We start from the raw sequence: 24,998 nt of genomic DNA, 5'->3' as shown, positions 1-24,998 counted from the left end.
GCTTTTTTGCCCTATGGGTAGAAGAAGCTTCCGTTTTTTAATTTATAATTATGGATATCATTCTGATGGCAGTAGAGGATTGTGTAATCTTTTGACGCTATGGTATGATAGGGACAAAATATTTTAATGCATTACCGCGTCTAAGCTTTGAGTTGAAACAAAAGAGACGGGAAGTTCCCGTCTCTTTTGTTAAGTAGGTTTTCTATTGCTCCTGTGACCATTGCAGCATGCCGCCAGTCATGTTAGTACAGCCTTCATATCCTAGCTGCTGTAGATATTCGCAGGCTCGTTCACTGCGGTAACCGCTCCGGCAAATAAAGATAATTTCACCGGTGCGTTCAATTTCTTCAAGACGACCCGGAAGCTGTCCGAGCGGAATGTGCTTGGCACCTTCAATCATGCCTTCCGCTACTTCTTCCGCTTCGCGGACGTCGATTAATTGCAATTGCTCTCCTGCTTGCAGACGTGCGCGCAACTCAGAAGGTTCAATCAGGGCGATTTGCGTCATGGCCGGACCTCTTTTCTGATATAAAATGGGTGCTACGTATGTTTTTGACGTGTGCAAAATGTCACACACACTCTATGTATGATAGCTAAGCTATCTCTAGGCTGTCAATCCGCTTAATCCTAAAGGCAGGTATAGATTAAGGCAGGTATAGATTAATTAACCGGCGGGGTTCATTCGGGTGACCTAGATTAATATTTTTTTTTTGGGGTGGAGAAATGAATGCTACAACTTGTATAATTAACGTAAAATAGGATGGTTTGAACCGAAAAGGAGCATGTACATTATGGATGTTATCGTTAGACCTACCCCTTCCTTGCAAGGAGAGATTGGGGCCCTGTCCTCCAAAAACTACACTACTCGTTACCTGCTCACTGCGGCACTTGCTGAGGGACAAAGTACCATTTATTATCCAGCCCATAGTGAAGACAGTGATGCTATGCGTCGTTGTATCGCTGATCTGGGTGCAGTACTGGAAGAGGATGATGAAAAAATAGTGATTACAGGTTTTGGTAGCCATCCTCAAGCTGTGAAGGAATTGAATGTGGGAAACGCAGGGGCGGTGCTCCGTTTTTTGATGGGTATTGCATCTCTATGTCCAGATGTCACATTTGTTAATACATATCCCGACTCATTGGGCAAGAGACCACATGATGATTTAATCGATGCACTGGGGCAACTGGGCGTGAAAGTAGATCATCGTGAAGGTAAGTTGCCAATTCGTATTCAGGGTGGTCAGGCGAAAGGCGGTAAAATTCAGGTGTCCGGCTCGGTTAGCTCACAATATTTGAGCGCCCTGCTATTCCTTACGCCTTTACTGGAAGAAGACAGTGAAATCGAAGTGCTGCATGATTTGAAATCCAAGGTGGTCATTGGGCAGACCCTGGAGGTATTGCAAGAGGCTGGTATTATCATTCATGCAAGCGATGATTACATGTCTTTCCGTGTCCCAGGGCGGCAATCCTATCAGCCACGTACGTATACTGTACAGGGGGACTATCCAGGGAGTGCAGCAGTGCTGGCGGCGGCGGCTGTAACGAATTCCGATGTTACCATCCATCGTCTTAAAGAGCAGAGCAAACAGGGAGAACGCGCTATCGTAGATGTGCTGCGTATGATGGAAGTGCCACTGACACATGAGAACGATACCGTCGTTGTGAAGGGCAATGGCCGATTGAAAGCTGTCGAGTTTGACGGTGATGCTGCAACAGACGCTGTGCTTGCAATGGTGGCTGCGGCTGTATTTGCTGAAGGCACGTCCCGTTTTTATAACGTGGAAAATTTACGATATAAGGAATGTGACCGCATTACCGATTATTTGAATGAGCTGACCAAGGCTGGAGCTCGGGTAGAAGAACGCCAAGCGGAAATTATCGTACATGGCAGACCGGAGGGTGTCGAAGGTGGCGTGGAAATTAATGCGCATTTTGATCACCGTGTTATTATGGCCTTGACGATTGTTGGTTTGCGCGCACAGAAGCCGTTAGTGATTAAGGACGCACATCATGTCGCCAAATCGTATCCGCAGTATTTTGACCATCTAACGACGCTTGGTGCTTCTGTAGAATGGGTAAAATAAAAACAAACGAAGATGCGAATAGGAGGGAACAGGATGGCTTTTGAAAATCCGTCGAGAGAAGAGATTAAAACCATTTTGGAACAAGTAGGCAGTATTGCGGTTGTTGGTTTGTCTGATAAATCAGATCGAACTTCTTATATGGTTTCTTATGCCATGCAGAAGCGGGGATACCGGATTATTCCGGTTAACCCTGCGGTGGCAGGGCAAACGATCCTTGGGGAGACTTGTTATGCCAGTCTTGCTGAAGTACCTGAGCCTGTGGAGCTGGTCAATGTATTCCGCCGCAGTGAATACTGTGCAGAGGTTGCGCGTGAAGCAGCTGCTATTGGAGCTAAGATTTTGTGGCTTCAACAGGGAATTATAAGCCAGGAAGCCGCTGACATTGCGCAGGAGCATGGAATGACAGTTATTATGGATCGTTGCATTAAGGTGGAGGACTCAGTGACCCAGGCTGTACGTAAAGGATAAACATGGATCAGTGATCTGGGCTATACGCAGATGAATAAAAACCTTCTTCCCTTGCTTCACAGGGTTGAAGGTTTTTGGTGCGAAATGAGGAATATGGTACAGTATATTATACTTTCAATAATCCATATAATGTATGTATGCCTTGATGATGAAATTGGTCTAAACGGATTCATAGTGTTATCTTTTGTGATGATAAAGTTTTTGACCTGTAGTAGCGTAAATAAATATTTTGGCAGATGGAATCATTGCTTTGACAAAAGTATTTATTCGGCTTACCATCAGGGATAGAAAGGAGAGGAATGCCATGAATTGGCTCGGATCCTTACAACAGCTCGGTCGTGCTGTCATGCTCCCGACGATGGTGCTACCAGCCGCTGCAATATTGCTAAGTCTCGGCAGCCTTCCTTGGTCCACATGGGGATTCCCTATGGTGTCTGATATGGCAAATGCGGCTGGACACGGGATTTTTTATTTTTTGCCATATTTATTTGCGGTTGGTGTTGCTCTGGGTATGTCAAATCAGGCAGGTCAGGCGGGACTGGCAGCATTGGCTGGTATGGCTATATACGATCAGGTCACATTGAAATTTGGAAACGGACTCATTCAACCGGCGACGCTCATTGGTATCATTTTGGGGGTCATTTCAGGGGTGGCCTATAATCGCTTCAAAAGCATCAAATTGCCCGAGGTGCTTCAGTTTTTTGGGGGTACCCGATTTGTTCTGCTGCTTATTGGCCTCTTCTCAGCTGTGTTTGCAGGACTCATGCTAATTATTGCTCCACTCATACAGAGAGGTCTGCAATTTATAGTAGGTTTGGAATCGAGCTTGGGCGGCTTTGGACTGTTTATCTACGGTATTCTATACCGGTTGCTGGCGGCCTTTGGTCTGCACCATCTGCTTAATAATATTTTTTGGTTTCAACTGGGTACATATAAAACGCCGTCTGGCAACGTTGTGCAGGGAGATTTACCCCGGTTTTTTGCTGGCGATCCGACAGCGGGCTATTTCATGTCCGGGTTGTTCCCCATTATGATGTTTGCGATCCCTGCCATTGCGCTGGCGATCATTCAGGAAGCGCGTGAAGATTTGAAGCCAAAGGTGCAAAAAACATTTTTGACAGCTGCGCTTGTCTGCTTTTTTACTGGAGTGTCGGAACAGATTGAGTTTGCCTTTTTGTTTGCTGCTCCTTATTTGTTCCTCGTTCATGCAGTTATGTCTGGGCTGGCCATGTGGCTTACCTTTGAGCTGGATATTCATCACGGATTTTCCTATTCGGCGGGCTTTATAGATTATGTCCTTAATTTTCATCTATCACATAACGCCTGGTTGTTAATTCCAGTGGGAGTGGCGTACGGGCTTGTGTATTATGTACTGTTTCGATGGGCTATCCGGCGCTTCCGTATTCCAACTCCCGGGCGCGAGGAAGGTTCGGTTCTGGAGGATTGGGCCGGCAATATTCCTTATAGTGCTCCGCTTATTTTGGAAGCACTCGGCGGGAAGGAAAATATTGTGCAGGTAGAGGCCTGCATCACACGTTTGCGGCTGACCGTCCACAATGACAAGCTGATTGATACCGGAGCGATGAAGGCTTTGGGATCGGCCGGGCTTATCAATCTGGGTGGGGGTAATTTGCAGGTTGTATTCGGAACGTATTCAGAACTGATTCGTGAGGAAATCGCGAAGCTGATGGAGCGTGATCTCCCTCAAATTTTGTTCAACGCTCCTGTACATGGAAAAATGCTACCGATTCATGAAGTGCCTGACAAAATTTTTGCGACGAAGCTGGTTGGGGACGGTGTTGCTTTTGTTCCTGAACGCGGTGAACTTGTTTCTCCGGTGTATGGTACTGTGATGCACTTGTATCCGACTATGCACGCTTTAGGCATCTCCACACGAGAGGGACTTGAGGTTCTGCTCCATATAGGGATTGATACTTCACAGCTAAAAGGGAATTTTACTGCTATGGTAGAAGCAGGCGATACGGTGGAACCGGGGCAATTGCTGATCAAATTTGATTTGCAGGCGCTGCGAGAGCAAGCTCCATCGCTGGTGACTCCTATGGTCATCACGAATCCGGATCGCGTCAAGTCGTGGAGCTTTGCTCCGTTTAAAACAGTGAAAAAAGGTCAGGCCTCGGTAATGTCCGTTGTGCTGCATGACAGGAATGTTGGAGGGGTAGAAACATGATAGAAGGCATCGGCGCCGCAGCAGGTGTGGCAATCGGGAAGGCATTTGTCCTGCCGAGCTGGGAGTGGGATTTACCTGATCAAAAAATGGATGCGGTAGATCTTGCAAAGGAATTTGAACGTTTGTATGAAGGGATACGCACATCCAAAAGTGAAATCCAGTTTATTAAGGATGAGTTTCGAGAGATGGTGGGGCCAGAGGAATCCAGCATCTTTGATGCTCATCTTGCGATATTGGAAGATCCGGAATTCATGAATGAAATTCGCGGAATTATTGAGCGTCAGTACAAGGCGGCCGAGGTGGCCGTGAAGGAAGCCATTGATCATTTTGTGACAATGTTTGATTTACTGGATGATGAATATATGAAGGAGCGGGCAATCGATATCAAAGATGTGGGGAACCGACTGCTTAAGCATTTGCTGGGTGCACCGGAAGTGACTCTTCCCAAGGACACACAGCCCTATATTCTGGTAGCCAAGGAGCTCTCACCCTCCCAATCGGCACACTTGAATCCTAGCTATGTTTTAGGGATTGTAACTATGAATGGTGGTAAAACATCGCATTCTGCGATCATGGCCCGCGCACTTGGTATTCCACTTGTTTCAGGACTGGAGAGCAATCTGAATTTGCCCGTTCAAACGGGAGATATGATGGTTGTGGACGGAGACCTGGGCAAAGTTTATGTGAATCCGGAAAAAACGGTAACTGATCATTATAAAATTTTGCGCGACGAGCAGCGACGCAGAAAAGAGCAGCTTCAGGTACTTGCTTCTGTAGATGCCGTGACCAAAGATGGAACCACTCTGAGGCTGGCGGCCAATATTAGTTCGATTAAAGAGCTGGAGGCAGCTTTGAAGCATGGCGCTCAAGGTGTAGGACTGTTCCGCACGGAATTTTTATACATGGATCGCAAATCTGCTCCAGATGAAGAGGAGCAGTATGAAGTATATCGGCTGATAGCGGAAAAGGCAGGAAACCACTCCGTAGTCATCCGTACATTGGATATCGGTGGAGATAAGCCGTTGGACTATCTTCAACTACCAGAGGAAGAAAACCCTTTTCTAGGTTACCGTGCTATACGGATCAGTCTAGATTGGAAGGAATTGTTTAAAACCCAGTTGACTGCAATTTTGAGAGCCAGTGCAACGGGAAATATCAAGGTAATGTATCCGATGATCTCATCCGTGGAGGAGGTCCGCCAGGCAGATGCTCTTTTGAAAGAGGCTATGGCGGATTTGGATGCAAGAGGGCTTGCCTATAATCCGAACATTCAGCGAGGTATTATGATTGAGGTACCGGCTGCAGCGATGATCGCTGATCTATTGGCAGCTGAAACAGATTTTTTTAGTATCGGAACGAATGATCTGGTTCAGTATGTGCTGGCTGTAGACCGTATGAATGAGCAGATTGCACATATGTACCATCCATACCATCCAGCTGTACTTCGAATGCTGCGCATGACTGCACAAGCGGCACATCAAGCAGGAATTGATGTGAGTGTATGTGGTGAGATGGCTGGAGATGAACGGTCCGTTCCTCTTTGGCTGGAACTGGGGATACATCAACTCAGCATGTCTCCCCAATCTTTATTGCGGGTCAAGCATCGTGTGCTGAATACGACTGCATCTGAGGCAACGACAGTCGCTCAGGTTTGCTTTGGCATGTCCACTGGTGCAGCGATCGAAGACAAGCTCACTGCAGCTAATGTCAGCTGCACTCCGGCCGGGCCTGGACGGCAGTAATATGTAATGTCTGCATACATCTTCAGGAGGAGCCAGAACTCCTTACTGTTAGGCTTGTCGTAGCAAACCTTAATGTCGTAGCATGGTTTAAACGAAAAAGAACCATCAAAACCACTTTATTCATGGTTTTGATGGTTCTTTTTTTCATCTTGTTGACAGCCTCTTGTGGTTACGGAAAATTCAGGTGTTATCTGCTAACAAATCGCAGAACGCTTTTCCGTAAGGTGGAAGATCAGGCGGCCGACGAGCAGATACAATATGTCCATCCGTTACAACTGCCTCATCCTTCCAAATAGCTCCTGCATTCTCCATATCATCACGAATACCTGGTGTGGAGGTTACCGTAACACCATCCAAAATTTTAGCAGAGATCAGTACCCAGCCTGCATGGCAGATTTGTCCAATCGGCTTATGAGCAGCATGAAACTCCTGTACGAGTTGAATTACTTTGGGATAGCGGCGCAGTTTATCAGGTGCCCAACCGCCAGGGACGAGAATCCCGTCATAATCACTGCTATTCAGTTCCTCAAAGGCATATTCCGCTTCCGCAGGTACGCCATATTTTCCAATATATTTTTTACCCTTTTCCGCACCGGCTAAATGCACTTCTGCGCCTTCTTCACGAACACGGTAAATCGGATACCACAGCTCCAGATCCTCGAATTCCTCATCCACTAGGGCGATAACCTTTTTTCCGGCAAGTCTTGACATCCAACCATCCTTTCGTGCGTCACATGATGACACCTCTGTTTTGTAATCTGTACTTTTACATCTTAAGAAAAAGAACGCCCGAAGTCCATTCCTTTGCAGATTCTTACGTTAGTAGTCTGCTCTTCGACAGCAATTGTCGTCATTTTCTGACTCTCCAAAGCTTTGGTAATTTGTTCATAGCTGCAATCTGTGGAAGGATTTGAGGTCCCAAAGTCGAAATAAAACAAGGTATGATAGATTTAATGGAGTTAACAAATATTTATTAGACTAGTAGATAGATATATTTGGATTCTGATGAGATCCTCGTATAGTTTGATCCTACGTAATGAGGTGGTTAAATGCATAAGCAATGTCAATGTGGCAAACCGATGGGACTGGAACTGCGAAAGGTAATCTATGCGGGCAAGGTTGAAATTTTGCACGTCCCTGTATTCTCATGCTCGTCATGCTTTTCCAGTGAGGTTTTGCAGCATGTGACGAAGGACATTAAGGCACTATTACAAAGTCTAGGGAGCAAACCTACGGCACGGAGAATATCTTTTGCTCGCAATAATGAACTGGCAGAAATCATTCGCAAGCTTGTACTGGAGGAAGCGGACAAACCCAATGTGGATTGGCAATCTGCTTTGGAGGAGCGCATGGAGCTTCGAATTAATCTCCTACTGGATCTTTATCGCTATGCGAGAAGTCTGGGAGACGAGGATTGGATGAATGATGTAGAGAAAAAATTGGTTCAATTATCCGGTTTTACCAGTGAATCGGTATTTACGAATACAAAAAACTAAAAAATATGAAAATTTTCATGGTCACCATTGGATTTTACATGTTCTTTTTGTTACGATGAGAATAGGCCATACGACAAGACACAGAAAGGAATGTATATCCAATGGCGACGATGACAAAAATGACTACTGTTCAACAATTAAATACGGCTCTGGAAGCGTCATCAGACAAGCCGTTGCTTCTCTTTAAACATAGCACACGTTGTCCGATAAGTGCAGGCGCATATCAGGAAGTGGAGTCCTATTTGCATGGCGCTCCCAACGAAAATATTGAATACGGTATCATTTATGTAGTAGAAGATCGGCCGGTGTCTAATGAAACCGCGGACAGGCTCCAGGTGAAGCATGAATCCCCGCAGGCCATTTTAATAAAGGACGGAGAGGCTGTTTGGCATACATCCCATTCGAATATTACAGCCCGTGCACTCCACGATCATCTCACATAGATAGAATGTGTGCTGTCGTTGCATAAAGTAGTATTTTGTCGTATCATGGTTCTAATTAGTTGATCTAGGATTCGGTTGAAAATTTATTGGCAATGGAGAGAAGGAATGTGACGGTAACGATCTATGATGTAGCTCGCGAAGCTGGTGTCTCAATGGCCACAGTGTCCCGCGTAGTTAACAATAATCCTAATGTGAAACCTCAGACCCGCAAGAAAGTGTACGAAGCGATTGAACAATTGGGATATCGTCCAAATGCGGTCGCTAGAGGTCTGGCCAGCAAGAAGACAACGACCGTCGGCGTGGTTATACCGGATATATCGAACTCAATTTTTGCAGAAATTGCGCGCGGTATTGAGGATATAGCGAATATGTATCACTATAATATTATTTTGTGTAATGCCGACAAACGAAAAGAAAAAGAGATTCGTGTCATCAACACATTGCTTGAAAAGCAAGTGGATGGTCTTCTGTTCATGGGTGGTACAGTAACGGACGAGCATATTCAGGCGTTCCATACAGCTGCGGTCCCTATTGTTCTATGTGCAACGAGTGATGAAAAAGGAAGCTATCCTTCGGTCGATATCGACCATGAAGCCGCTGCTTATGATGCAGTGAACACGTTGATCCGCCATGGACACCGTCAAATCGCAATGATCAGTGGTACGCTTCAAGACCCTGCAAACGGCTATGCACGTTTCCAAGGTTACAAGAGAGCACTGGAAACAGCCGGAATTGATTATCAGGAGGATCTCGTGCGAATCGGGAACTACCGTTATGAATCCGGTGTCGAAGCAATGAAATATTTTCTCGGCTTGAAGAAGAAGCCAAGTGCGATTTTTGCTGCTACGGATGAAATGGCAATTGGTGCGATCCACAGTATTCAGGATGAGGGATTGAAAGTTCCTGATGATTTTTCGGTAATCAGTGTTGACAATATTCGTATGGCCTCTATGGTTCGTCCTCAGCTGACAACCGTCGCGCAACCGATGTACGATTTGGGTGCGGTAGCGATGCGTTTGCTGACCAAGCTGATGAAAAAGGAAAACGTGGAGAACCCTCGCGTTATTTTGCCGCATGAAACTATTTTGCGGTTGTCAGTTAATTATTTAGACTAGACGCAGTGCTGAATAGGATATACCTTCGATGAAAGCTCCTTTGATGGAGCTTTTTTCGCGGATATAAAGCTTCTTATGGACATCATCATCAAACCAAGAATAGAGGGATGCGTAATGAGCCGACTTTACGGATTAATGGGTGCTATGGATGAAGAAATCGAATTGCTGCTGGCAGCGATGACGGAAGCGAGCAAGACGGTCAAGGCTGGAATCACGTACACTACAGGAATCATTCACGGGCAAAGAGTCGTTGTCTGCAAATCCGGTGTAGGCAAGGTTAATGCTGCGGTAACAACACAAATCCTGATTGATCATTTTGGTGTAGAACAGATTATATTTACGGGAGTGGCAGGGGCAGTTCATCCCGATTTAAACATTGGGGATATTGTCATCTCATCAACATGTATGCAGCATGATATGGATGTAACACCTTTGGGTTATGCCAGAGGGGTCATTCCTTATCAGGACACCTCAGAGTTTGTGGCTGATCCCGAGCTTGTAAGTCTAGCTGAGCAAGCCTGCAAATCGTTTGGCGATCGGTATATTGTCGGGAAGGTACTTTCTGGCGATCAATTTGTTGCAAATCGTGAGTTAGTGACTGCATTGCATCAGGAAATGGATGGTGCTTGTACCGAAATGGAGGGTGCAGCTGTGGCTCAGACAGCTCATATGAACGCTGTGCCTTATGTTGTCCTACGGTCTATGTCAGATAAGGCTGATGGATCGGCTCACGTTAATTATGCTGAATTTACGGTAGAAGCTTCACATCGTTCGCATCGTATTGTGGAATTCATGCTCAAGCATTTGGGCTAATGGTATAATTTTTTAATACATGAATCTTCGGACAAACCGGATATGGTCAAACTGCTCCTGTGATGCGAGGGGCACATCCTTTCCCATTCGTACCATCAGACAGTTAGCAGGATGTGAGCATATTTCAGGATCATCCGTGGCGTACCAGACCATATCTACAGTTTTCATCAGACGTTCCATCATGCGGCGGTATTCCCATACGGAGAGACCGCTGCCTTTTAAATCCCAATGCCAATAGTATTCGGTCGTAAAAATAATATAGGATTCAAGCTGGCCGTCCTCAAAGGCAATCCGAATCATTCGGCTACCTAGGCCCAGACCACGATAGTCATCGGCTACCTCAACAGCTCCAAGTTCCAGTAAATCCTTCATGCCAGCTTCCGACCAGCGTTCCATCTCATCTGGGTAATGAAAAGTAACGTAACCCAGAATGGTTTCCCCGTTGTGGGCAACGATAATTCTCCCTTCTGGCAGTTCCGAAATATCCACTAACGCGTCGAACTGTTCCTTTGGTTTGCGAAAGGCATCTAATTGCTTGTGCATTTGAAATGAACGCAGTTGATCCGCGGATACGGGGCCTTCTACATATATTGTGTGTCCGTTATGATCCAGCGTATCCAAGTGGTACAGTTTTAAATGCTGCATGCGTACGCCCTCCTTGTTCGCCATAATCTCGTTCCTCATATCCCCTACTTATAGCAAAAAAACAATTAAATGAAAAGGATGGTCGTCACATCCTGACCTATGATATACTGTTTTAGACATAAAATGTTCACAATTTAAATCAATCAGTAAACCAAAGGACTTCATCTATTTTATTTATTTTGTAAGCGTTATCTTTGTTCCGTGTGATTCTCATTAATCCATTGTGAGGAGGCTGAACGCATGAAGATTGAAGAACTCCAGACTGTAGTTCCCACATCCAACATGGGCCTGTATGAACAAGCTTACAACAACTTTCAGTGGGAAGATGCAGAGCGTCATTTTACGTGGTATGAAACAGGCAAGGTAAATATGGCACATGAAGCCATTGATCGACATGTACAGGAAGGACGAGGTGAGAAAGCGGCACTATTATATTGTGACGCAAACCGTCATGAAACCTACACCTTCTCTCAGCTTCGTGCTAGCTCTAACAGGTTCGGAAATGTGCTGCGGAAATACGGTATTGGTAAAGGGGAGCGGGTGTTTATTTTCATGCCGCGTTCACCCGAGCTGGTTATTAGTTTACTTGGTGTTCTAAAGGTAGGGGCTGTTGTCGGTCCATTGTTTGAGGCGTTTATGGAAACTGCGGTTAAGGATCGATTGGAGGATAGTGGGGCAGTGGCATTAGTGACCACACCTGCGCTTCTGTCACGGGTAAAACGTGAGGAGCTTCCTGAACTGCGGCATATTTTTGTGGTTGGTGATATGGATGCACGCGAGCAGGGAATTATCGATTTTGAGACAGAAATGCTTATATCCTCAGAGGAACTTGAGCCAGAATGGTTGAATCGTGAAGATGGATTAATTATTCACTATACATCAGGCTCAACAGGCAAGCCCAAAGGCGTGTATCATGTGCAAAATGCAATGATTCAGCATTACTATACTGGGAAAATGGTGCTGGATTTGCGGGAAGATGATGTGTATTGGTGTACTGCTGATCCTGGCTGGGTCACGGGAACATCATACGGTATTTTTGCTCCATGGCTAAATGGAGCGACGAATGTCATTCGTGGGGGGCGTTTCAGCCCGGAAGACTGGTACCGCACGATTGAGCGTCACGAAGTGACCATATGGTATAGTGCTCCTACAGCGTTTCGGATGCTGATGAGCGCAGGGGAGCAGGTTGTTTCCAAATATGATCTTAGCAGTCTGCGGCATGTTTTATCCGTTGGGGAACCGCTGAATCCAGAAGTGGTGCGATGGGGATGGCAAGTGTATACACAGCGCATTCATGATACTTGGTGGATGACGGAAACAGGAGCACAGTTGATTTGTAATTACCCTGAGCTGCCAATTAAGCCGGGTTCGATGGGAAAGCCACTCCCAGGTATTCAGGCAGCTATTTTGGACGACAGAGGGCAGGTATTGCCTCCTAACCGGATGGGCCACTTGGCGATCCGCACATCATGGCCATCCATGATGAATCGTATATGGAACAATCCGAACAAGTTTCAGGAATATTTCCGCTTTCCCGGTTGGTATGTATCGGGTGATTCAGCTTACATGGATGAGGACGGATATTTCTGGTTTCAGGGTAGGATTGATGATGTCATTAACTCCTCCGGGGAGCGAATCGGCCCTTTTGAGGTGGAGAGCAAGCTTCTGGAGCATCCTGCTGTAGCGGAAGCTGGAGTCATTGGAAAACCAGATACCGTGCGGGGAGAGATTATCAAAGCTTTTGTTGCATTGCGTGAAGGCTATGCACCGTCTGAAGCTTTGCAGCAGGACATCTATCGCTTCGTAAAGGAAGGGCTGTCTGCTCATGCTGCTCCACGCGAAATTGAGTTTAAGGAAAAGTTACCCAAAACCCGCTCTGGTAAAATTATGAGACGCGTGTTGAAAGCCTGGGAGCTTAACCTTCCTACAGGTGACTTATCTACCATAGAGGATTGAAGTGCTGTGCATATTAGAATTAAAAAAGGGAGACTCCAAAGCCTTAATGGCTAAGGGGACTCCCTTTTTGTTAGGGTGAATCTCATCTTCACCTAACCTATCACTTTCTGCTTTTGTCTTCAGTTATGGACGGGCGGCTCCGGAAGGAGCCGATTCCCCCATGGCATTCATGGAAGTGACACGGAACCAGCCTTTTGGCTTTTTCCCCGATTTATATTCAAAGTTGGTAGATGCGGTAGAGCCTATGTTTGTAAAAGGCTCCGCACCGCTTTCGCTGTAATACACGTTATAGCTTGTAATAGCGTCCGCAGGCTTACCTGCGCTCCATTGGAGCGCTACGGATGAGCCTGCGGCTTTAGCTTGAGGCTGTCCAGGGGCAGTAGGAACCTCTGTAGGCTGCACACCAGTTCCATCTCCCTCGCTTGGAACGTCTGGAGACTCAGAATCTGCAGGCGGCACCACAGGTGCTGCGCTTGCTTTCATGCTTGGCCCGGACTCATGGCCGCCTACATCAACAGCGGTCACGTAGTAGCTGGAGCTGCTGCCCCCAGGGCTGTCATAGAACACCTTGGAGCCGTCAGGCATAACAACCTTGCCAAGCCGTTGGAAGCTGCCCCCATCTGTAGAACGATATAGACGGTATCCTACGACGTCGCTGTTTCCGCTTGGGCTAAAGCTGATTATGGCTTTGCCGTCACTATAGCTTACGTTGACGCTAGATGGAGCGTTAGGGGCTGCTCCATCGTCCTTACGTGGATCAATCTGAGTAGGAGCTTCCTTATCAGCATCCTGAGGCAGATAGTAGGACAACGAATTATGTCGTCTCATCACCTTAAAGGCTTGCTGAAGCTCTTTAATCAATTCTGAGATTGACTTTTCCCGTTTCCTAACGGTCCGTTCATATAACATATCATCCGGTGTACCATCGCGTGGAATATAATTCACACCTTGGTAGGTAATATATTTCGCACGGCTCACACCATTTTCACTGTTTTTAGGTGGATACTTACTGTTATAAATGTCCGAACCATACGCGGATGCTGTACGGCTTACAATGCCGTCAGGTCTCTTGAAGCTGTCCGTTTGGAACAGCTGAGCATCTTTAGCTGTTACTTCATTCATGATTAGAGCCCATAAGCGACGAGCCCGCTCTTTTTGGACTTTCGTTTCAAGCTTATTGACAGGTTGCTTGTAACCAACCCATACACCCAGCGTGACGTCAGGCGTAAAGCCCTCGAACCAAACATCAGTGTAGGATTGCGTAGTGCCTGTCTTGCCGGCAATCGGAATCTTACCGGATTGATCAAAGTTCCGCTTCACCAGTCTGCCTGTGCCTTCCGACACGGCTGTACGCAACATATCTGTCATCAGGTAGGCGGTTTGCGGTGAGAAGGCCTGCACAGGATTAGGCTGATGCTTATATACAATATTGCCTTGCGAATCCACAATTTTTTCGATCATATAGGCGTCATTAAACACACCGCCATTTGGAATGGCTCCATATGCATTCGTGAGTTCCTCGACGGTCACCCCGTGGGCCAAGCCGCCAAGTACACCCGTTTGGGCGTTATTATCACTGGATTCCAAGGTAGTGATGCCCAGCTTCTTGGCAAAAGCCCAGGCTTTGCTGATCCCTACTTTTTCGTTAAACAGCTTGAGTGCTATCGTATTTAGCGATTGATTCAGTGCATAACGCGCCGTGACCAATCCTTGATAGCGGTTGTTAGCATTTTTCGGAATGTGATATCCATTACTGCCATCTTTCAAAATAATAGGGGCATCATCCACGATACTGCCAGGCTGTACAAGACCGCTGTCCAATGCAGGGAGATAGGCAGCAATCGGCTTCATTGCTGAGCCCGGCTGACGTACCATCTGGGTGGCATAATTCATTTGCTCCTTTTGGAAGTCTCGACCTTCCATCATTCCAAGAATGGCGCCTGTTTTATGCTGAATCAGAATAGCCGCTGCTTGTTCGTCCCCCTTGGTTTTACTAGTGGCAGAGAAGTTGTCTTTATTTTCTGCAATTTGACGCATAGATTTGTATACGCTCTTATCAATGGTGGTGTACACCATATAACCGCCTGTGCGAAGCTGCTGTTCGGCTTCTTTGAGTAAATCGTTATCATCCTTGGTCTTGGTATCTGCACTGGCATTAGCTGCTTGACCCGGATTGGTGACAGACATGAGTGCCTGCGCAGCTTGTCGTTCTGTTTCCATCATAAGGTATGGATAGGTGTTATAAGCTTTAACAGTGCGTGGGGCGAGAGATTTTTTGATATCAAAAGCCATCGCTTCATCATACTGTGCTTTATTGATTTTGTTCTCCTCCAGCATTCGACTGAGTACCAGGTGCTGGCGGTTGATAGCTCTTTTAAAGCCAGCTTCATTAAACTCACCCTTACCGTTGAAAGCAGAATAAGAAGAAGGAAGCTGTGGCAAACCTGCTAGATAGGCAGCCTGGGCTATATTAAGCTCGTTCAGATCATTCTCATTAAAGATACCTTTGGCCGCTGCTTTAATGCCAAAGACGTTATAACCGCTTGAACCGTTACCAAAAGGTACTTTATTGAGATAGGCCGTAATAATTTGTTGCTTGCTTAGGAAGCGCTCAAGGCGCAGAGACAGCAAAATCTCTTTGACCTTGCGGTCATCCGTGCGATCGAGATTTAGAAAGACACGACGCGCAAGTTGCTGGGTGAGGGTACTACCCCCGGTTTGTACGGATTCATGCAGCGCCTTTTGCTTCACAGCACGCAGCGTTCCCGACAGATCGACACCTTTATGCTCGTAAAAATGATTATCTTCAATGGCAATGACTGCGTCAATGACGAGTTGTGGAATCTCCTTAAACGTGACAGGTCTTCGATCTTCTTCTGTCCGAAGTTGTCCGATGGGAGAGCCATCATTGAAATAAGCGAAGCCTGTGATTGCATTCTTATCTACTTCCTGTAAGATCATGGATCTGGAACGCACGGGTTCGCTTTTTACAATAGAAGCAACATAGCCGGCGGCGGCTCCTCCTGCAAATAGTGCCCCCATAAAACCGATGATGACGACCCACTTTATGACACGGCCGAGCCTTCGCATGGTTGTCCGCAAGCGGGAAGGCTTTGGCTCTGATACATTGTTTTTTTCTTCAACCATTAAGTCTTCCTCCTTTATAACAGCCATTATTATAGCATAAAATTACAAAATGAACCCATATGCTAAAAAGCCTGTCTTTTGGTGTCGTTGACTACATAAAAGCAGTGTGTTATAAATAGGTCAAAGTAAATATCGTGAAAAGCAGAGAAAGACTTCAGTAGAAGGCGGATTCACGTTGTACAGAGAGCCGATGGGTGGTGTGAATCGGTAGCGTCCCTCCTTTGAATTACCGTCTGGAGCTGTCTGGATGAATGGAAAGCATTTGCAGGTTTGCGAAGCTATCATAGTAATCCAGTACCGGGTGTAGGCCCGTTATAGGAAATGAAGTGAAAGAAATGTATGTCTTTGACATGCGTTTCTTTAATTAGGGTGGTAACGCGAGCAGCTCCTTCTCGTCCCTTGGGATGAAAGGGGCTTTTTGGTTTGTCTAATATGTAATATTTTGGATGAAAAATAGGAGGTATACAGGATGAAGTGGGAAGAATTGAAGCCGGAGCAACAGGTAGAGGTCGAACGACAGCTAGAGGTGATACGTCGTGGAGTAGCGGAAATTGTACCTGAGGATGAGCTGAAGCGTAAGGTTATTAAATCGGTTGTTAGCGGCGAGCCACTCAAAATTAAGCTGGGTCTAGATCCGTCTGCGCCCGACATTCACATCGGACATACGGTTGTTATGCACAAACTGCGCCAGTTCCAGGAATTAGGGCACCAAGTGCAACTGATTATCGGAGATTTTACAGGCAGAATTGGTGATCCGACAGGTAAATCGGAGACTCGCAAGCAACTGACTGAGGAAGATGTGCAGCGTAATGCACAAACGTACAAGGAACAAATTTTTAAGATTCTCGATCCTGAAAAAACAAAGGTATACTACAATTCCGAATGGTTAGGACCGATGTCTTTTGCGGATGTGGTAACCCTGTCTGCCAAAGTAACGGTTGCCCGTATGTTGGAGCGGGATGATTTTACAAAAAGGTACCAAAACGGCTTGCCGATCAGCATCCATGAGTTCTTTTACCCGCTGATGCAGGGCATGGACTCTGTGGCTCTCCAAAGCGATATAGAATTGGGAGGGACAGATCAAAAGTTTAATCTACTGATGGGCAGAACCCTGCAAAAGGAATACGGAGTAGAGCCGCAGGCAACTATTACATTGCCACTGCTTGAGGGGCTTGACGGCGTTCAGAAGATGAGCAAAAGTTTGGGGAACTATATTGGTGTGGATGAGGAGCCAAACGAAATTTACGGTAAATCGATGTCCGTTCCTGACGAGCTGATGCTGAAATATTTTGAGCTTGCAACGGATATTACCAATGAAGAGCTGGCAGAGCTGGCGAAAGGTGTTAAGGAGGGTTCAGTGCATCCACGTGATGCCAAGATGAAACTGGCCGGAACATTAGTCCGCATGTACCACGGTGAAGAGGCGGCGGAAGCGGCCAAGCAGCATTTTGTGACCGTATTCCAACAACGCGCGCTTCCTGATGATATTGAAGAATTCACCTTGACAGCAGATCAGCTAGAAGAAGGCGGCATTCGTGTGATCCAGTTGCTGACTCATCTAGGCTTTGCAGCATCTAACGGTGAGGCCAAGCGTAGTATTCAGCAGGGTTCGGTTAAAATTAATGAAGAGAAGTGGACCGATGTGAACGAAGCATACAAGCCGCAAGAAGGCGACATTGTACAGGTAGGTAAACGGAAATTTGCTAAAATCAAGCTTGGATAATGAAAATATATTCAAAAGCAGCGCTAAGATTGTATCGATCTCAGCGTTGCTTTTTTATTTCTGCAAAGTGAAAAGTCATGGTAAACTTAGCACAAATAATCAAATATGTAGGTAAAGAGTTATACATAATGAAAACGTGGGTTGCACAATTTGGGTGTAGGATCGATAACCAAAACAATTACAAGTGCGGGGAAGGATTATATGGACTACTTTAAACGAATTCAGTGTGCGATTGAGTTTATTGAATTGAATCTCCGGGAGGATCTAAAAATTGCCGAGATTGCTTCACAGGCATGCTTTTCAGCTTTTCATTTCCAGCGGGTTTTTCAGGCCATTTCGGGTTTTACGGTTCAACAATATATAAGAAGGAGAAGATTGTCCGAGGCGGCTGAACAGCTAAAACAATCCAATCAAAAAGTGTTAGACGTTGCTATTGAGTATCAGTACAACTCACAAGAAGCTTTTACCCGCGCTTTTGAAAAGAATTTTGGGATCACCCCTGGGAAGTATCGTAACGGTGATATTGACCTTCCTGGGCAAAGTAAAATCAATTTTCTGGATTACCAAAAAAATAAGATGGGGGATTTGGATGTGAATAAGCCGGTGATATTGCAGCTCGAAACGGTCAAAATTGTAGGATATGAATATAAAACAAATCTGAATAATGAGCAGCACTATAAAGAAATCCCAGGATTTTATGGGCACTTTGGAGCAAATGAATATTTTATGTGTATCCCGAAAAAAATTGCACCGGGAATGTCATATGGGGTTGCCTGTCGATTTGAAGACAATGGTGCATTTTCATTTGTGGTGGGCGAGGCAGTTGAAAAAGAGTCAAAAGAACTGGCAGAAGGTTTCATATATGTGGAGATTCCAGCAGGGAAGTATGCTGAGTTTGACGCTTCAGGTTCAGATGGACGCGTTCAGAATATACGAGACTTTATCTATGGCACATGGCTTCCTAATTCTAATTTTGAACGGAGGGAGGGGCCTGATTTTGAAATTACGGACGTGATGAATTCCTCCTATCCAGATCATTTGAGTATGAAGGTATACATTCCCATTGAATAAAACCCTCAGGCTCGATGCATAGGGAATATAAAAAAAGCACCCGAATAAATTCGGGTGCTTTTTGGTGCTAATGCAAGGATTAGCGGTTGTAGAATTCGACGATTTGTTTTTCATCGATATCTTGGGACAATTCGCCACGCTCAGGCAAACGAATGAATTTACCTTCCAGAGCTGCGTCATTGTACTCCAGGTAAGCTACCAAGTGGTTGCGATTTTCCAAAGCTTCTTTGATGGAAGACAGGGAACGACTTCTTTCACGAAGACCGATCACGTCGCCAGGGCTTACTTGGTAAGAAGCGATGTCAACTTTTTTACCGTTCACAGTAACGTGACCGTGAGCTACCAATTGACGTGCGCCTGCACGGGAATTAGCAAAGCCAAGACGGAATACAAGGTTGTCCAGGCGGCTTTCCAGCAAGAACATAAAGTTTTCACCAGCGATACCGTGCATGTGTTGAGCTTTGTTGAACAGGGTACGGAATTGTTTTTCACCCAAGCCGTACATGTGACGCAGCTTTTGTTTCTCTTGAAGCTGCATACCGTAGTTGCTGATTTTTCTCCGTTGGTTTGCACCATGTTGTCCCGGAGGGAAAGGGCGTTTCAATTCTTTACCTGTGCCGCTCAGGGAAATACCGAGACGACGGCTCAATTTAAATTTAGGACCAGTGTAACGTGCCATTATAGAGTTAACTCCTTCATAATTAAAATTTGAGTTGGGGCTCTCTTTGCGCTCCAATTTGTTCGGCGCTACCTATTAAGGTGAGACGCACTACTGACAGAAAAGTTCAGCCGCTGTCCTGTCAGCAACAAAAAAGATGAGGGTGACACAAACTGTTACGCCCAAAATTTAAGATCCGCACAGTAGATAGTTCTGCCGTACAGTCTTTTTCAATAATATATACTATATGTAAGAGTAGGTCAATGTCAAGAAGAGAAAAAGAATGAAAACGTCAAAATTTGTCGATAGGGCTTTAGAACTAAAAAAGTGGGACGAATTTCTGAAAAATGGATGCAAATTTCTAAAGTTGAGAGTAAAATAGATCGTATTATGAGCTATAGTGGTGTATAGCCGCTGTCTTGGTACAGCTAACTTTGCTGTGAAGGAGCGCCTTAATATGTCGGAATTTTCAACAACGGATCAGCAAATGCTTGACAGTAAAACAGTCCAGGCTAGCGGTGCTCCGCTGTTTGATGATAAAGGATATACGTCTTTTGCCTGGCTCCAGAACATGGATATGACACCCTATGATTTTCCCTATATTAACCAGCTGCTTGTTCAAGGATATCGGAGTTGGTTACAGCAGAGCAATGGTATATCCTGGATTAACGAAGAGTATACTGCTGTTTTTAACTTTATAGGTGTTCGTGTTGCTGGTAGGGAAGAAGATGATGACGAGGATTTGGATTTGGTCGAACGTTGTTGCATATCTAGAGAGATGGAAGTGAGCCAGCGCAAACTTCGTGATGGAAGCCTTGCGTTTGTGTATATGGTTCCCATACTATGCCGTAATTATAAGAGGGAGCCCTTTGCCGCTCTTCGTTTTACACGGCCTGCTCAACATTCTGTCTCAAATCAGGACGCATTGTTAGTAGCTGCTTTACATTTTAAATCCTGCTTTTACTCGAAGTTTGAGTACATATTTATGGAAGATATCCTTGGGATGCAGAATCGAAGCGATCGTGAAGGTAGACGTCGTTCTATTTTATTTCAGATTGTAAAACGGATGCATGACAAAATTGACGTGGAAGGCGTGCTGGATGAGGTATTTGGGAGCATCGCCTATTTGTTTCCCCATGTAGATATCACCTTGTACATGAGTCAGGATCGACATAGTCGCAATCCGCAGGTCAAACCTTTGCTGCTGCATGAACGGGACGAAGATGTATGCGTCCGTGCATTTATGAAAGGGCAAATGGCTGTGAACGAGCCTGTCGGTACACAAGATGAAATAACTGAAATCGGCATCCCATTACGCGGCAAGCAGGGTGTATACGGTGTTTTCCATATGATTCTTCCATCGGGTGCGGATAGTATGAAAAAAGTGGATGTAGAGCTGATTGCCATGATGGCGGATACGGCTGGTACTGCATTTGAAAATGCGAAGCTGCTTGAGCAATCGAACGTACTTATCCATGAATTGCGTCTCATTAATGAACTGGTTCAGCGCTTGAATCAGAGCCTGAAGTTAAATGAAATATTTGAATTTGCCGTGCAGGAATTATTGAAAATGTTCATGGCGGACTTTTGTTGTATTGTACAGCTTGATCAGGATGGAAACTGTTTTAAGGTCATGTCGAGTAATGTGGAAAGCTTAGGACTGGAAAGTTACCCTCTTGAAGATGGATTTGCTGGACTGATACGCTTAACAGGAGAACCAGTGATTGTGTCGGACTATAGAAAGGATGGAAAGATATCCTCTCATTTTATGGATGCGACGGACTCCCAGTCTTTGATGGCTGTACCGATGAAGACCAGCGATACTCCTAAAGGGGTTATACTATTGTCCAGCAAGCTTCCACACTTTTTCTCTTACGATAATTACAAAATGCTACAAATGCTAGCCCCTCATATCGGGTTGGCGGTAACCAATGCTATGCTGCACGCTGAGGTGCGGCGGTTGGCTAATATGGATATGTTAACAGGTCTGTATGTACGTCATTATGTGGACCAAATCATTCAGCAACATCAGGAAAAGGATTTTTGTGGATCTCTTATTTTGGTTGATATTGATCAATTCAAACAGGTGAATGATACGCATGGGCATCAGACGGGTGACGAAATTTTGAAAAGCGTCAGCAATATCGTTCGTTCGGCGACTCGCGATGAGGATGTATGTGCCAGATGGGGCGGCGAGGAGCTTGCCATTTATTTACCGCAGCTGGGGGTGCAGCAGGCGCTCGGATATGCCGAAAAAATACGTTACCGTGTCCAGCATGAAACCGAGCCTCAGGTGACTGTTTCTTGCGGGATTGCTGAATGGAATTGGTTGGATGAGCAGATCAGTATTGAATCTTTATTTTATAGGGCTGATATGGCCTTGTACGAAGCGAAAAATGAAGGACGCAATCGAATAGTTGTTGATCATGTAGCCAATGTGTAGAGAATATTCCTTAGGGAATGTTCTCTTTTTGTCTTGCATAACCCATTGCAGACAGGTAATCCTAAATGTAGCTATATCGTGTGTATGATTGAATTATAGGGAAAACACGATAAAGTGAACCAGGTAGCATAACTGCCCTGAAGCAGGTTTATTGCTCATGAGTACAGTTATGTTCAGGATAGGACGGATGATGGGATGCATTGGAGAAAGCAATGGGTTATGCAGGTTTGTGGTGTGTTCCTTGTAATAGGTGTGTTAAGTGGTTGTGCACTGGATCGACAATATACTCCTGAGCAAATTTTTAAGAGAGCTATTGCTGGAATGGCCGGCAAAGAGATGGTAACGTTTACTGGAAGAACTGCAATTAGAGCTGACAGTGGTCTCCCAATGAATAAGCAGTTTGAATATCGCGGTAAGCTAAGAAATCATGATGAATTGACCATGCACTGGGGCTCTGCAGAGGCTTTTCGTAAGCAAGGTGGCTACGCAGCTCTGAAACAAGGTAAGTCCGAGCATGACGTTACACAAGAACGTTTTCTTCGTCAGAGTGGAAAATGGGTTGCGCTGACATCCGGTTATCCCCCTCTGGTTGGAAATGGTATGTTAAATCGCTTCAATCCGATTCAGGAGCTTGAGGAATTAAATACACTGAATAAGAGCATTCGTATGGAAACGGGAGCTGCCCGGGGAACTTGGGTGTTGAGGATTGAACCGGAATCTGCTTTGGCAAAGCGCTGGTTGAAAGATCGTTTAATAAAAGAAATGAATACTTTAAACCCTCAAATCGGGATATTAAAAACGCAGCATACAGGAACGAATCGAGAACTGCAAAAGAAGCTGACTCAAATATGGGCACAAAGTTGTGAGGATATGAGCAACCAGCTGGAGCAATCCATTGTGCGTACTGTCTATCATCTGACCATAGATCGCCAAACAGGTTTACCCTTAAAGCTTTCATCCGAATGCAGGATTTCCCGACAGGGAGTGAATGAAGAGCTGCATCAAGAGGCTTTGATAACCAGAGTTACTTTTGAGGACTACAAGTAACGGAGCGGGCGTGATACAATGAATTTTGAATTAACCATTGTTCAAAAAGAATGAATTAGAGAAGGAGAGACACTACATGAAAGATCCTAGAATACTTAAGCTGGCGGAAAATCTGGTAGGTTACTCTGTTGAAGTGCAGCCTGGAGAAAATGTATTGATCGAAATGATTGGTACAGAACGCGACTTGCTTAACGCCATCATTCATGAAGTTGGTAAAAAAGGTGGAAATGTTTTTGTACAACTTACAGACCGTAAGGTACAGAGCGCCATGCTTCGTCACGCGACAAAGGAGATGCTGGAGACCTGGGCTGAGATTGACCTTAACCGGATGAAGCAAATGCACTGCTACATCGGAATTCGTGCAGGTGAAAATGTAAATGATCTGTCAGATGTGCCGGAAGATAAAATGAAAATGTATAATTCCATTTATCAGCATGCGGTACATAGCGAACAACGGGTGAAACACACCAAATGGGTAGTGCTGCGCTATCCGAATGACAGCATGGCTCAATTGGCGAATATCAGCACAGAAGCGTTCGAAGATTTTTATTTCGATGTGTGTAATCTGGATTATGCAAAAATGGACAAAGCTCAAGATGCATTGGCAGACCTGATGAATCGGACGGACAAGGTACGAATCAGCGGACCGGGTACGGATTTGAATTTCTCTATTAAGCAAATTGGAGCTATCAAGTGTTCAGGTCAATGCAATATCCCGGATGGCGAAGTATACAGCGCGCCTGTACGTGATTCCGTTAACGGAACTATCAGCTACAATGCACAAACCCTGTATAATGGTATTACTTTTGAAAATGTTAAATTCCGTTTTGAAAATGGTAAGATCGTGGAAGCGACGAGTAACGATACGAAGCGGCTGAATGATATTCTCGATTCTGACGAGGGAGCACGTTATATTGGCGAGTTTGCCATCGGATTTAATCCGCACATTTTACATCCAATGAAGGATATTTTGTTTGACGAGAAAATCGCCGGCAGCTTGCATTTTACACCGGGTCAAGCTTATGAAACAGCGGATAACGGTAATCGTTCATCGATCCACTGGGATTTGGTGTTGATTCAGCGTCCAGAATATGGCGGTGGTGAAATTTATTTTGACGATGTTTTGATTCGTAAAGACGGCATCTTTGTACTGCCTGAGCTGGAGCCATTAAACCCTGAGAATTTAAAATAATGATATCCGTTCTTGCTGAGAAAGCGATTTCAATGTATTATTATGGATGAGTAACGATACATGACAATTCAGTAAAGCGAGGGATCTCTATGTCCAATAATAACGCGGCGGTTGTTGAAATTGCACAGACGGCGAGCAAGTTCACCTCTTCCATCGTCCTTCATTCCGAAAATAAGTATATTGATGTGAAAAGTATACTGGGCTTGTTTACGACCCTGGTCAGCAGCCATAGCTATGAACTACACGTTCATGGACCAGATGCGGAGGAAGCTAAGAAAGCGATCATCGAGGTGTTCGAGAAGCACGGACTTCACATTTCAGTAGCCAGCTAACTTTATTCTTGAAGTAAAAGCATCCCTACCTGTAACTGTAGGGATGCTTTTTTTGTCAGGTTCTTGTATTAGCCTGCAATTTGGTCTAATATTAAGGATAGGACGTCTTGTGCGACATTGAGACATAGGGGGGAAGAATCCATGACTTCATCTGATTTGCAGGAACAATTGAATATCAAGGCTATTAATCTGCTTCAGGAAGATGCAGATAAAATAAAGAAGCTTATTGAAGTACAGATGGAGAATCTGGCAACCCGTTATTGCCCTCTCTATGAGGAAGTGCTGGATACTCAGATGTACGGATTTTCCAAGGAAGTGGATTTTGCGGTTCGCGCTGGACTTCTTCCGGAAATGGTAGGTAAACAGCTGGTCAGTGAGCTGGAACGCAATCTGGCTATTCTATATGAGGCCATGAATAATAAGGCCAATTAGGAA

General features: G+C 45.2%; 21 protein-coding genes and 1 other annotated feature. Of the genes, 16 read left to right on the top strand and 5 right to left on the bottom strand.

What is annotated here, in order from left to right; translation table 11 throughout:
• Positions 1-202: 202 nt before the first annotated feature.
• Positions 203-508, bottom strand: a complete 306-nt coding sequence (locus T3H97_RS15990) for a rhodanese-like domain-containing protein (protein ID WP_010345522.1) — start codon at positions 506-508, stop codon at positions 203-205.
• A gap of 283 nt (positions 509-791) precedes the next feature.
• On the opposite strand from T3H97_RS15990, the gene aroA reads away from it, so the two are divergent.
• The 4 genes from aroA (at position 792) to ptsP (ending at position 6,482) form a co-directional block, all read left to right on the top strand.
• The gene (gene aroA / locus T3H97_RS15985; protein ID WP_061828990.1) at positions 792-2,084 is read left to right on the top strand and encodes a 3-phosphoshikimate 1-carboxyvinyltransferase; all 1,293 of its coding nucleotides are present in this window, start codon (positions 792-794) and stop codon (positions 2,082-2,084) included.
• Positions 2,085-2,117: 33 nt separating this feature from the next.
• Positions 2,118-2,552 (top strand): CoA-binding protein, encoded by a 435-nt coding sequence (locus tag T3H97_RS15980; RefSeq protein WP_328800238.1) that lies wholly within the window; start codon positions 2,118-2,120, stop codon positions 2,550-2,552.
• Between the two features lie 304 nt (positions 2,553-2,856).
• The gene (locus T3H97_RS15975) at positions 2,857-4,740 is read left to right on the top strand and encodes a glucose PTS transporter subunit IIA (protein WP_328800237.1); all 1,884 of its coding nucleotides are present in this window, start codon (positions 2,857-2,859) and stop codon (positions 4,738-4,740) included.
• Positions 4,737-6,482, top strand: a complete 1,746-nt coding sequence (ptsP, locus tag T3H97_RS15970; RefSeq protein ID WP_023989336.1) for a phosphoenolpyruvate--protein phosphotransferase — start codon at positions 4,737-4,739, stop codon at positions 6,480-6,482. Before T3H97_RS15975 ends, ptsP begins: the two co-directional genes overlap by 4 nt.
• A gap of 180 nt (positions 6,483-6,662) precedes the next feature.
• Here ptsP and T3H97_RS15965 read toward each other — a convergent pair whose 3' ends face one another.
• A complete protein-coding gene (locus tag T3H97_RS15965; protein ID WP_250239420.1) occupies positions 6,663-7,193 on the bottom strand; it encodes a type 1 glutamine amidotransferase domain-containing protein in 531 nt (176 codons plus the stop codon).
• Positions 7,194-7,531: 338 nt separating this feature from the next.
• On the opposite strand from T3H97_RS15965, the gene T3H97_RS15960 reads away from it, so the two are divergent.
• The 4 genes from T3H97_RS15960 (at position 7,532) to T3H97_RS15945 (ending at position 10,349) form a co-directional block, all read left to right on the top strand.
• Positions 7,532-7,978: a hypothetical protein gene (locus tag T3H97_RS15960; RefSeq protein ID WP_103048623.1), complete on the top strand. Its 447-nt coding sequence runs from the start codon at positions 7,532-7,534 to the stop codon at positions 7,976-7,978.
• Positions 7,979-8,079: 101 nt separating this feature from the next.
• Positions 8,080-8,421: a bacillithiol system redox-active protein YtxJ gene (ytxJ, locus tag T3H97_RS15955; protein WP_061828995.1), complete on the top strand. Its 342-nt coding sequence runs from the start codon at positions 8,080-8,082 to the stop codon at positions 8,419-8,421.
• Positions 8,422-8,528: 107 nt separating this feature from the next.
• A complete protein-coding gene (gene ccpA / locus T3H97_RS15950; RefSeq protein WP_061828996.1) occupies positions 8,529-9,536 on the top strand; it encodes a catabolite control protein A in 1,008 nt (335 codons plus the stop codon).
• 114 nt (positions 9,537-9,650) lie between these two features.
• Complete coding sequence (locus T3H97_RS15945; RefSeq protein ID WP_025724019.1) at positions 9,651-10,349, top strand: 5'-methylthioadenosine/adenosylhomocysteine nucleosidase; 699 nt, start codon at positions 9,651-9,653, stop codon at positions 10,347-10,349.
• A gap of 12 nt (positions 10,350-10,361) precedes the next feature.
• Here T3H97_RS15945 and T3H97_RS15940 read toward each other — a convergent pair whose 3' ends face one another.
• On the bottom strand, positions 10,362-10,994 hold the full coding sequence (locus tag T3H97_RS15940; protein WP_103048624.1) for a GNAT family N-acetyltransferase: 633 nt from the start codon (positions 10,992-10,994) through the stop codon (positions 10,362-10,364).
• A 240-nt stretch (positions 10,995-11,234) separates the two neighbouring features.
• Between T3H97_RS15940 and acsA the strand changes: the two genes are divergently transcribed.
• A complete protein-coding gene (gene acsA / locus T3H97_RS15935; protein ID WP_328800236.1) occupies positions 11,235-12,950 on the top strand; it encodes an acetate--CoA ligase in 1,716 nt (571 codons plus the stop codon).
• Between the two features lie 123 nt (positions 12,951-13,073).
• On the opposite strand, the gene T3H97_RS15930 is transcribed toward acsA, so the two are convergent.
• Positions 13,074-16,097, bottom strand: a complete 3,024-nt coding sequence (locus T3H97_RS15930) for a transglycosylase domain-containing protein (RefSeq protein WP_328800235.1) — start codon at positions 16,095-16,097, stop codon at positions 13,074-13,076.
• A 135-nt stretch (positions 16,098-16,232) separates the two neighbouring features.
• Positions 16,233-16,500 (top strand) — a binding site (T-box leader).
• A 66-nt stretch (positions 16,501-16,566) separates the two neighbouring features.
• Here T3H97_RS15930 and tyrS point away from each other — a divergent pair.
• On the top strand, positions 16,567-17,820 hold the full coding sequence (tyrS, locus tag T3H97_RS15925) for a tyrosine--tRNA ligase (protein WP_328800234.1): 1,254 nt from the start codon (positions 16,567-16,569) through the stop codon (positions 17,818-17,820).
• Between the two features lie 201 nt (positions 17,821-18,021).
• On the top strand, positions 18,022-18,891 hold the full coding sequence (locus T3H97_RS15920; RefSeq protein WP_328800233.1) for an AraC family transcriptional regulator: 870 nt from the start codon (positions 18,022-18,024) through the stop codon (positions 18,889-18,891).
• 79 nt (positions 18,892-18,970) lie between these two features.
• Here the strand turns inward: T3H97_RS15920 and rpsD are convergent, their stop codons facing one another.
• Positions 18,971-19,570 carry a 30S ribosomal protein S4 gene (gene rpsD / locus T3H97_RS15915; RefSeq protein ID WP_013310919.1) on the bottom strand — a complete coding sequence of 200 codons (600 nt, stop codon included), beginning with the start codon at positions 19,568-19,570 and terminating at the stop codon, positions 18,971-18,973.
• A 436-nt stretch (positions 19,571-20,006) separates the two neighbouring features.
• Between rpsD and T3H97_RS15910 the strand changes: the two genes are divergently transcribed.
• The 5 genes from T3H97_RS15910 (at position 20,007) to T3H97_RS15890 (ending at position 24,995) form a co-directional block, all read left to right on the top strand.
• Positions 20,007-21,992 carry a sensor domain-containing diguanylate cyclase gene (locus tag T3H97_RS15910; RefSeq protein WP_328800232.1) on the top strand — a complete coding sequence of 662 codons (1,986 nt, stop codon included), beginning with the start codon at positions 20,007-20,009 and terminating at the stop codon, positions 21,990-21,992.
• Positions 21,993-22,187: 195 nt separating this feature from the next.
• Positions 22,188-23,039 carry a hypothetical protein gene (locus T3H97_RS15905; RefSeq protein ID WP_442955621.1) on the top strand — a complete coding sequence of 284 codons (852 nt, stop codon included), beginning with the start codon at positions 22,188-22,190 and terminating at the stop codon, positions 23,037-23,039.
• Positions 23,040-23,115: 76 nt separating this feature from the next.
• Positions 23,116-24,231, top strand: a complete 1,116-nt coding sequence (locus T3H97_RS15900; RefSeq protein ID WP_013310916.1) for an aminopeptidase — start codon at positions 23,116-23,118, stop codon at positions 24,229-24,231.
• A gap of 89 nt (positions 24,232-24,320) precedes the next feature.
• On the top strand, positions 24,321-24,563 hold the full coding sequence (locus tag T3H97_RS15895) for an HPr family phosphocarrier protein (RefSeq protein ID WP_013310915.1): 243 nt from the start codon (positions 24,321-24,323) through the stop codon (positions 24,561-24,563).
• 141 nt (positions 24,564-24,704) lie between these two features.
• Positions 24,705-24,995, top strand: a complete 291-nt coding sequence (locus tag T3H97_RS15890) for an Fpa/YlaN family protein (protein ID WP_007431028.1) — start codon at positions 24,705-24,707, stop codon at positions 24,993-24,995.
• The last annotated feature ends 3 nt before the right edge of the window (positions 24,996-24,998 follow it).

Origin of the sequence: Paenibacillus sp. LX16 (assembly GCF_036252815.1) — a bacterium.
In the GTDB taxonomy this organism is placed as follows: Bacteria; Bacillota; Bacilli; order Paenibacillales; family Paenibacillaceae; genus Paenibacillus; species Paenibacillus polymyxa_B.
Note: the sequence above shows the minus strand (reverse complement) of the source record. Positions and strands in the feature narration are given on the sequence as shown.